Origin of the sequence: Mycobacterium sp., from assembly GCF_035314665.1 — a bacterium.
GTDB lineage: Bacteria > Actinomycetota > Actinomycetes > Mycobacteriales > Mycobacteriaceae > Mycobacterium.
Genome location: NZ_DATFZD010000259.1, coordinates 1 through 3,462 on the forward strand (window position 1 = coordinate 1; position 3,462 = coordinate 3,462).

The window sequence follows — 3,462 nt, forward strand, 5'->3', positions numbered from 1 at the left end:
CGAGAGTCGGATGGCGAATAACGACACGCCGATCGCGGCGCCGTCGCCGAGGTAGTCGACCCCGGCAGCCAACAACCCCAGCGAGTGCGCGGCTAGCCCAACGATCACCAGGGCCACGATGAGCAGCAGGTCGAGCAGCAACACCAGCGTCAGCCGCCGATCCTTTGACATCTTGTTGATGATAGAAGCAGCAGGGAAGTCGACGGCGACGAAGCCCTGATTCGACGAGAACGGGTTAGAACGTTCTGCGCTAGTCCGGTGCTGCCACCTGCTGGAGACGTTCGTGGCGGTTTGGATACTCGTTAGCGGCTGACAATTGCCCAAAATCAGCCCCCAACCTCCCCAAGCCAGGCAAGAATCACCCGCAACGCCAGCCCCAGATTGCCAATCTGGCAGTGGTTCTGGGCACTCTCGGCGCGAGTGAATACGCGCGCGGTGACGGATCGGGCGTTCGTCAGCGTCTGGATCTGCGCGCCGAGCTGCCCTAGGGGCACGTAATGATCCTCGGCGCCCGCCATCAGCAACACGTCCTGGGTGATCCGCGGTGACACGTCGTCGGTACGCATCCCGCGCACCGCCGACAGCGCCTTGGCCGGGGTGTCGACTCCGAACACCCTTTCGGCGTTTCCGATGCCCCAGTCGGCGAACATGTTTCGGTTGCGGGCCTGGTTTATCAATGCATCGACCACCGCAGCGGGCAACCGGTGGGCATTACCAATGAGCGCCTTTTGCGGCGCGGCCAGCCGGTAGGCGAAGCACGCGGTGAAGTTGGCGAGGATGTCGTCGGCGATGACCCGGCTGACCCGCGGCTCGAAAGCGGCGGCGCGCATGACCAGGCACCCGCCGAGCGAAAACCCCATCAGGGTCACATCGTCGACACCGAAATGGTCGAGCACGGCCCCGACCGGCTTGTGCCAGTCTGCGGTCATCGGCAAGCCGGCTTCCAACGCCGCGCCCTGGCCCGGCCCGTCGAACGCGATCACGTCCTGCCCCGCGTCGCGCAGGGCCAGCAGCATCGGCAGCCACTCCTCGATGTAGCTGTCGAACCCGCCGAACACGACGATCACCCCGCGCGGCGGCGAAGCCGGCGTCAAGCGATAAGCCGACAGAACGCGCCCAAAGTACGCCACGTCGTGATGCTGGTCGGCGCCCACACCGAACTCACGGAGCACGGTGTCCAGGAAGGTGCGCCGCGCGCCGCGGCGGCGCGGGTCATCGGCCGACATGAAGAACTCGCCGGCGCGGATCAGGTAGGCCCCCGCCAGCATTCGGCTCTGGCCCAGTGCCCGCTCTCCGAGCGCGAGCAACTCTCGGGTCCATTCCGCGTAATCCCGAAGGCTGGGCGCGACCCGCCGCAGCTCCTCGAGCATCCGGGATTCGCCGACCCAGTTCCAGAACCGGTTGAGCTGAAAATTCAGCGTCACGTCTGGGTGCAGGTTGTGGTATCCGACCGGAAATCCACCGTCATCGCCCATTCGGAAATGGTGACATCCGAAACGGTGCGGCGTGTGCACAACCACCATGCGTTTGCGGCTACCCGCGAATAGCCGCTCTGCGCACTGTCCCGCGGGCCCTAGGGCGACCCAAATCCAAACGCCGCGATGGGCTAGCTTGATGCGTACTCGAGCATCGGCTCCGAAGACGCCTGTGTGTCTGGTGGCGCGATGGTAAGACTCGTCGGCTGGATTTGGTAGCGGGTGCCATCCGTCGGGTTTGTGACGTCGAAGCCAACCGAGGAGCGCACCGCATTGGCGAGCTCGATGCTGGCGCCATCGCTTAGACGGACGCCGCGATAGTAGAAGGTTCCGGGTTGAATTTGGCAGACAACTAACACTGACTGCGCCGTGCGAGCCATGGCCGCCGGCTGAGTTCCCGGATCACACCGCGCTGCTGGGTAGCCGATCCACCCCAGGTTGTCGGTTCCCGGCAACCTGTTGATGCTTGGCTGTGTAATCGTGGCTGATTCGCTTGTCGGTTCTGAGATCGCCGTCTGCTCTGCGGTCGTCAACGGCATTGTTGGACTTGCGCTTTGGGCCTGCGACGTTCCGGCATTTCTCTCGCCGGTGTGCCCGAAGAGCACCCAGAGGACTACCATCAGCGCTGCTGCCAGCATCGCTGCAGACGCGACAGCCAGCACTACCTGCCCGCGTCCAAAACCATTTCGCCCCTGCGGTATTTGGGGTTGCATAATGTGATCCCGGTATGGCGTGTAGCCGGTTCCCTCTGGGTTCGGCCAATGTTGGGAAAACTCGCGAGTGTCCTGCCGGTGGTCGAAGCCTGCAGCCGGTTGTGTCGGCGCCTGTTGAGAAGCGGCGACGATGGCTGCGTGGGCCAGCTCGCCCGCTGAGGGGAATCGCAGCTCGGGCCGCTTTTGCATGCCGCGGGCGATGACGTCGTCGAAGGCGATGTTCAACGAGGCTCGCTTCGCGCTGGGTCGCGGCGCGGGCGCCATGATGTGGGCGGCCATCATCTGTGCTGCGTCGCCCGGCGGGAACGGCGTCTGACCGGTCAGACACTCGTATAGCAGGCACGCGAGCGAATAGACGTCTGCTTCAGGTCCTGTTGGCCCCGTGAACCGTTCGGGCGCCATGTAGGCGAAAGAGCCGATCGCCGAGCCGGCGCTCGTGAGCGCGGTTTCGCCCCCGAAATGTGCGATGCCAAAGTCGACAAGGTAGGCGAAGTCGTTGGGGGTAAGTAAGACGTTGTCCGGCTTGATGTCGCGGTGCACCAGGCCGGCGGCGTGTGCGGCGTCAAGCGCTCCGGCCACCTGGGAGACAATGGACGTCGCGCGGGACGGGTCGAGTGGGCCTTCGGCTTGGAGGACGGCCCCGACACTACGGCCTTCAACCAGGCGCATGTCGATGTAGAGAACGCCGTTGATTTCACCCCAGTCGTGCACCGGGATTACGTGCGGTTCTTGCAGGCGTGCGGCCAGCTGGGATTCCCGACGGAAGCGTTCTTGAAATCGGTCGTCGGCAGCAAATTCTGCCCGGAGAAGCTTTACTGCGACCGTACGGTCCTTGTCCGTGTCGTATGCCTTATAGACCTCGCCCATCCCGCCAGCGCCGAGCAGCGATTGGAGTTCGTAACGCCCGAACATCGTGCCCACGCGGGAACTGCCGCGGCGCGAGGTCATCGAGCCGTAAGAGTCATAGCTTCGCCTCCCGTGTGGCGTCTAGTCTGCACTCGGGGACGAACCCGTGCGCGGCTTTCGCATACGGCGCACCGTGAAGGGTGAGTTGTGTGACGCGCCAGGTCGGTCGTGAGCTGCAGCAGAGCCTCACGAACGTGCGCGCCATGGTGGAGCCGTAAATTGCGGTTGCGCTGTTTTGCGCCCCCGGAAGGGGGATCCTGACCAGATGGCGGGGCTCGCAGTCGCCGTCACCGGGCCGACCGGTGAGATCGGGATCTCGACAGTGGAAGCGCTGGAGCGTGATCCTGCGGTGGACCGCATCGTCGGGA

The 3,462-nt window shown here is 64.5% G+C and carries 2 protein-coding genes; both read right to left on the bottom strand.

Annotated elements, in window-relative coordinates:
* Nucleotides 1-326 precede the first annotated feature (326 nt).
* Nucleotides 327-1,475 (bottom strand): alpha/beta hydrolase, encoded by a 1,149-nt coding sequence (locus VKI00_RS18480; protein ID WP_324439902.1) that lies wholly within the window; start codon nucleotides 1,473-1,475, stop codon nucleotides 327-329.
* 131 nt (nucleotides 1,476-1,606) lie between these two features.
* Entirely contained in the window at nucleotides 1,607-3,136 is a 1,530-nt protein-coding gene (locus tag VKI00_RS18485) for a serine/threonine-protein kinase (RefSeq protein WP_324439904.1), read from the bottom strand.
* Between the last annotated feature and the right edge of the window lie 326 nt (nucleotides 3,137-3,462).

Coding starts and splice junctions, on each gene's coding strand:
- VKI00_RS18485 (WP_324439904.1), bottom strand. CDS start 3,136: ATGACCTCGCGCCGCGGCAGTTCCCGCGTGGGCACGATGTTCGGGCGT.
- VKI00_RS18480 (WP_324439902.1), bottom strand. CDS start 1,475: ATGGGCGATGACGGTGGATTTCCGGTCGGATACCACAACCTGCACCCA.